Origin of the sequence: Acinetobacter sp. UBA2581, from assembly GCF_002339435.1 — a bacterium.
Taxonomy (GTDB): Bacteria; Pseudomonadota; Gammaproteobacteria; order Pseudomonadales; family Moraxellaceae; genus Acinetobacter; species Acinetobacter variabilis.
In genome coordinates, this window is sequence record NZ_DDLD01000031.1 from 1 (window position 1) to 6,888 (window position 6,888).

A 6,888-nucleotide genomic window follows, 5' to 3' on the forward strand; every position below is an offset into this window, starting at 1 on the left:
CGTCAATGCGTAAGTCCTAGAAATCATCAATTACGCAAAATAATTCGGTACTATTAAACATCGGGACTAGAGTTTTAAGTTTTGTGTGGTAACTCAACTGATGGCTCTAGTCCTCTTATTTTTCAAGTCAATTTTTTATCCGCGATTCGGGTTAATAAGAATATTGATATCTTATTAATGGTTTTAGATACCTTTATAGAACCAGATTTTTTCAATTTTCCTCGGTAACAAATTCAAGAATAGAAAGGCGATGACCATCAAGTTTCAGTATAAAAAACGCACAAAAAGACCAAATGTTTTTTATTACGCAATTTGAATTGGTAAATTTTTGTACAAAAGAAGTGATGTAGAAAAAATATTTATAGATAGCATTATTTTTATTAATATTATATTTAATTCCTCTTAAATTATTGAATTTAAAATTTAAAATTTTCTTAAATTAAAATTAACAAAAGGATTAGATTAGCTAAACTTCATAACATTATTAATACTTTTCCTTCATTATTTGAAACTAAAAAATTAAATGAGTGTACTATATTTAGTAAAAACGTAATTAAGGTGAAGCATTTAATGTCTATTTCTCCCTTATCTAAGGCTGTCTATACATCCTTAGTTGGATTGCTATTGGCAAATACAACTACTCAGGCCGCTGATGCATTTAGTGCAGAAAGTCCGTGGATGTTGGGTGACTGGAATGGTCAACGTATTCAGCTTCAAGAGCAGGGCTATGATTTTAGCTTTGGATATACAGGTGAAATGGCAACTTTACTTGACGCGAAACGCTCAAATAGCCATGGCACAGAATATACAGGTCAGTTAAACCTGGGTACTCATCTGGATCTGGAAAAAATTGCTGGCTGGCAAGACACTGAAGCACAAATTACAGTAACTCATCGCGATGGTCGCAACCTTTCGAATACTTCTGATGCGCTTACAGGACATTTAAGTTCAGTTCAGGAAGTATGGGGTCGCGGTCAAACTTGGCGTCTAACAGATTTCTGGATCAAGAAACAATTCTTGGATCAAAAACTGGATGTAAAAGTCGGACGTTTTGGTGAAGGTGAAGACTTTAACAGTTTTGATTGTGACTTCCAGAATCTGGCATTGTGCGGTTCACAAGTGGGTAACTGGGTAGGGGATCAATGGTATAACTGGCCAGTTTCTCAATGGGCTGCGCGGGTTAAATATAACGTTACCCCAGAAGTTTATACTCAGGTAGGGGTTTATGAATACAACCCTGAAAATGCTGACAATCGTGGCAAAGGCTTTAACCTGAGCACAGACGGATCTAAAGGCGCGATTATTCCTGCAGAAGTGGTGTGGACACCGAAACTAGGTGAGCAAAAACTGCCAGGTGAATATCGTGCCGGTTATTACTACAGTACCGCTGATGCCAAAATATTTGATGGCGTGACTCTACAAGATGAACAAACCCAAAATGGTCATCATCACGGGGGGTGGATTGTAGCTAAGCAACAGCTGACTTCACATCAAGGGGATACATCACGTGGTTTAAGCGGTTTCGTGAACGTCACTGTTCATGACTCTAAAACCAACCAAGTTAGTGATATGCAAAATATCGGTCTTGTCTACAAAGGTGCGATGGATGCCCGTCCACAGGATGAAATTGCTTTGGGTGTTGCCCGGATCAATATGAACAATGATGTATTGGGTAACCGTAGTGAAGAAGTCGATGCAGAAATCTATTACGGCATTCATGCAACTAACTGGCTAACCATTCGTCCAAACCTGCAATATGTCCATCATGTCGGCGCATATAAAGACGGTGAAAATGTCTGGGTAGGCGGAATCAAGTTTAATACGTCGTTCTAATCGGAGTTTTTAGTTGCAAATACACAATTGATTCTTCCATTACTTTGGGGCATTGATGAACTGATACTCCAAGTATTCATGTATTTATAACTAAGAACTTAACAATATGGTGTCTATGCCGCTTAAGTGCTTAGACGTTCAAGAAATCAAAAAAAAGGTGTTCAATATGAATACTTCGTCTTCAGGTTCAGTACTGAAAACGATTCTGGCAGCTATTGCTGCCATTTTCGGTTTGGTTCTGCTATTTGGAGGAATATATCTGGCAACACTTGGTGGGTCTTGGTACTACATCATTGCCGGTCTGTTCTTCCTGGCGACAGCAGTGTTATTACAAAAACGTAAAAGCACAGCTCTTATTGTTTATGCAGTATTGGTCCTTGGTACAGTGGTATGGGGGCTTTGGGAAGTGGGTTCAGACTTCTTTGCACTGGCACCACGTCTAGATATTTTAGGTCTATTCGGTCTGGCTCTGCTGATTCCTGCAGTGACTCGTGGTTTTGGTGACAGCAAAGCTGCAAAAATAGCGCTGACTGGCTCCTTGGCAATTACGATTGCTGTCATGATTTACTCTGTATTTAATGACCCGCAAGAAATCCGTGGCGAATTAAAATCACAGCAGCCTGCAGTGCATCAGTCTATTCCAGGTATTGCTGACGAAGACTGGCCAGCCTATGGTCGTACTCAGTCAGGTTTACGTTATTCTCCATTAAAACAGATTACTGCTGATAACGTAAAAGATCTGGAGTTAGCTTGGGAATTTCATACCGGTGATGTAAAAACGGATAAAGATTCTGGTGAAACTACGAATCAGGTAACCCCGATTAAAGTGGGTAATAACCTGTTTATGTGTACCACTCACCAGTACCTGATTGCACTTGATCCTGCGACGGGTAAGGAAAAATGGCGTTTTGATCCTAAGCTGAAAGCGGACAATACCTTCCAGCATTTAACTTGCCGTGGCGTATCTTATTATGATGCGAACAATACTGCAGGTTTTGAAAGCAGCCTGGCTGCGCGTTCAACTACGTCTGCCGAATGTCCTCAGAAAGTAATCTTACCAGTGAATGACGGACGTTTGGTGGCGGTCAATGCAACTACTGGTAAGGTATGTTCCGACTTTGGTAATAACGGCGAAGTCGATCTGCAAAAAGACATGCCATTCCCATATCCAGGCGGTTATAACCCGACTTCACCTCCTGTGGTGACAGGTACAACCATTATCATCGCCGGTTCAACCACAGATAACTATTCAACTGAAGAACCTTCAGGTGTGATTCGTGGTTATGATGTAAATACTGGTGAATTGCTCTGGGTATTTGATACGGGTGCGGAAGATCCAAATGCGATTCCTGCTCCAGGGCAAAAATTCGTAAATAACTCTCCAAACGCATGGGCGCCATTGGCTTATGATGCACAGCTGGATATCGTCTATGTACCAACAGGTGTAGGTACACCGGATATCTACGGTGGTCACCGTACTGAGCTAGACGAGCGTTATGCGAACTCTATGCTGGCGATTAATGCATCTACCGGTAAATTGATCTGGAACTTCCAGACTACTCACCACGACTTGTGGGATATGGATGTACCCGCTCAACCGACATTGACTGATATCAAAGACAAAAACGGGAAAATGGTTCCAGCGATCTATGTGCTGACCAAAACCGGTAATGCCTTTGTATTAGACCGTCGTACAGGTGAAGCGATCGTTCCGATTACTGAAAAACCAGTACCTCAGTCAGTAAAACGCGGTCCGCAAACCAAAGGCGAGTGGTATTCAAAAACTCAACCGTTCTCTGACTTTAATCTGGCTCCTCAAGATAAATTGACGGATAAGGACATGTGGGGTGCCACTATGTTTGACCAGTTGATGTGTCGTGTATCGTTCAAGAAATTAAACTATGACGGTATTTATACACCACCCTCTGAAAACGGGACGCTGGTCTTCCCGGGTAACTTGGGGGTATTCGAATGGGGCGGTATGTCTGTGAATCCAGACCGTCAAATTGCATTGACCAACCCAATTGGTTTGCCATTTGTATCTCGTCTGATTCCGCAAGATCCGAACCGTAAGCAGACTGCCAAAGGTGCAGGTACTGAAGCGGGGGTACAGCCAATGTATGGCGTGCCTTATGGTGTTGAAATCAGTGCCTTCCTCTCTCCATTCGGCTTACCATGTAAGCAACCTGCATGGGGTTATGTGGCTGGTGTTGATCTGACCAATCATGAAATCGCTTGGAAACGTCGTATCGGTACGATTCGTGACAGTATGCCGGGCATTCCATTGCCTCCATTTAAAATGGGTGTACCAATGTTAGGTGGTCCAATCTCGACTGCAGGTAATGTGATGTTTGTCGGTGCAACTCAAGACAATTACATCCGTGCGATCAATGTGACTAATGGTGATGAGCTGTGGAAAGGTCGTCTACCTGCAGGTGGTCAAGCGACGCCAATGACTTATGAAGCCAATGGTAAGCAGTATGTTGTGATTATGGCGGGTGGTCACGGTTCCTTCGGTACCAAAATGGGTGACTCTTTGGTTGCCTATGCACTACCTGACAATAAATAATGAAGTTTTATAGTTAAGTAAAAAAGCCTGATTCGTCAGGCTTTTTTATGCAAAATACAGGCTGTTATGACAATAAAGCTTGATTAGAAAATCATGGACCTTTAGCTCAGCTTTCCTGCAAGTATTCAGTTTGATCTTATGCAGATGCTGAGTCTTTAAAATTAATAAGACACTTTTAAAACGTTTGAACTCCCATGGCATGAGTGAATGCCAGATATCAGGAATATTAGCTATGCACCTTCATACCACGCGGTTGCCGATGAAATCGACTTTATCCTGTCTGATTGCTTGTATCAGTCAAGGAATTTATGCGGAAGAACCGGTTACAGAGGTACAGCGACTGGCTCCCATTGTGGTTGAAGCAACCCGTACAGATCGTGCCATTCTGGAAACACCGGCATCTACCTATTATCTGAATCAGGAACAACAGAATAGCCTGAATGTGAATCTGTCTGAAACCTTAAAAGGTGTACCAGGTTTACAACTGAATAACCGCGAAAATTATGCTCAGGATTTACAGATATCAATGCGGGGCTTCGGTGCACGTTCGACTTTCGGTGTGCGAGGAGTACGTTTATATGTAGACGGTATTCCTGCCACTATGCCGGATGGGCAGGGGCAAACCTCGAATATTGACCTGAATAGTCTGGATCATATTGAAGTGCTGAGTGGTCCATTTTCCTCACTATACGGTAATTCTTCTGGCGGAACCATCCTGACACAAAGCCGTGAAGGGCAGGGACCTGATTCAGTCACTTTGGGATATTCGGGCGGCAGTCAGAACAAAGGCCAAACGAACCTGGTGCTACAAGGTGGTTCAGAAAATGCTTCTGAACCAAGCTATATCATCAGTTCATCTTATTTTGATACGGATGGTTTCCGTGATCATAGTGGTGCACATAAAGTACTGAACAATGCCAAGCTGACTTGGGATCTGGACGATGGCTCTAAAATTAACTGGGTCAATAACTATGTCAAAATTGCAGCAGATGATCCAGGTGGTTTAACTCGAGATCAATGGCGAGAAAATCCTAAACAGGTCGCAGCGAATGTGTTGCTATATAATGCACGTAAAGAAATTGAGCAATTCCAGACAGGACTGACCTGGAACAAGCCGATCAATGATCAGCATGAATTGTACGGTATGGCATATTGGGGACAGCGTGAAGTCACTCAATATCAATCTATTCCAAGTACAGCACAAGGTGGTCCAAATCATGCGGGTGGTGTCATTGATTTTGACCGTCAGTTTTATGGAGCAGATCTTCGCTGGACCGGAACAGATATTTTACAAAACACTAAATTGATTGCTGGTGTGGCTGTAGATGGTATGACCGAAGACCGTAAAGGCTATCAAAACTTTGTCGGTAATACTTTAGGCGTTAAAGGTGAACTCCGTCGTAATGAAGACAATACGCTTTGGAATGCAGATCCTTATATTCAAGCATCTTATAACTTTGCGCCAGATTGGACGCTAGATGCTGGTTTGCGTTATAGCAATGTGCATTTTAAATCTGAAGATCGATACCTAAGCAATGGCGATAATTCAGGTAAAACGACTTATGAGAAATTACTGCCTTCAGTTGCATTAAGTTGGAAAATTTTTCCTGATTTAATGACTTATGCAAGCTATGCACAAGGTTTTGAAACACCAACATTTACCGAAATGGCTTATCCGGCTGATGGTAGCAACGATGTACTAAGCTTAAAAGCGGCTGAAAGTGAAACTTATGAGCTAGGATTAAAATCTGCGAATCGCTTTGGTGATATGACCTTAGCAGCATTTCAGACTCAAACCAAAAATGACATTGTTTCTGCGGGAAGTGATGGCGGGCGCTCAACGTTTCGTAATGCAGATAAAACTCTAAGAAAAGGATTAGAGCTATCTTGGAATAAAGATCTTTGGCGTGATCTAACAGCTCAAGCCAGCTATAGCTATATTGATGCAACATTTGATGCCGATATTCCAGCAATTGGTACAGTAGCTGCAGTTTCGTCAGGTAATTATATTCCTGGAATTGCTAAAAATCAGGCTTTTGTCAGTCTAGGCTGGAAACCTGAAAATGGCTTTAATGCAGGTCTTGATGTGCGTTATTCAGACCGAATTTTTGTGAATGATATTAATTCTGAAGTTGCACCAAGTTATACAGTGGCTGGGGCTAATGTAGGCTATAACTGGAATGTCAAAGATTTATCTATAAAAACGTTTGCACGCGTAGATAATCTGTTTGATAAGGATTATTCAGGTTCAGTCATTGTCAATGAAAGCAATGGTCGTTTCTATGAACCTGCAGAAGGTCGTAACTGGAGTGCTGGGTTAAGCGTGACAAAACAGTTTTAATTTAAATCTGATTTAAGCTTTCTCAATTTATTCAAGATTCATGTTCACATGTGAATGTCCGCCAAGATCGGCAATAAGTGCGAATCTATGGTGGACATTTCTATTTGAGGCTAATATATATTTTTGTTATTCACCAATTAAAATG

Annotated in this window: 3 protein-coding genes; all 3 read left to right on the forward strand. The window is 41.8% G+C overall.

Annotation, left to right across the window (positions count from 1 at the left end; all coding sequences use genetic code 11):
- The first annotated feature begins 570 nt into the window (after positions 1-570).
- The 3 genes from B3Q46_RS03670 to B3Q46_RS03680 all read left to right on the forward strand — a co-directional run bounded on the left by B3Q46_RS03670 (position 571) and on the right by B3Q46_RS03680 (position 6,743).
- Entirely contained in the window at positions 571-1,833 is a 1,263-nt protein-coding gene (locus B3Q46_RS03670; protein WP_286713534.1) for a carbohydrate porin, read from the forward strand.
- A 166-nt stretch (positions 1,834-1,999) separates the two neighbouring features.
- On the forward strand, positions 2,000-4,402 hold the full coding sequence (locus B3Q46_RS03675) for a glucose/quinate/shikimate family membrane-bound PQQ-dependent dehydrogenase (RefSeq protein WP_180053298.1): 2,403 nt from the start codon (positions 2,000-2,002) through the stop codon (positions 4,400-4,402).
- A 232-nt stretch (positions 4,403-4,634) separates the two neighbouring features.
- Positions 4,635-6,743 carry a TonB-dependent receptor family protein gene (locus tag B3Q46_RS03680; RefSeq protein WP_286713537.1) on the forward strand — a complete coding sequence of 703 codons (2,109 nt, stop codon included), beginning with the start codon at positions 4,635-4,637 and terminating at the stop codon, positions 6,741-6,743.
- Positions 6,744-6,888: the final 145 nt, after the last annotated feature.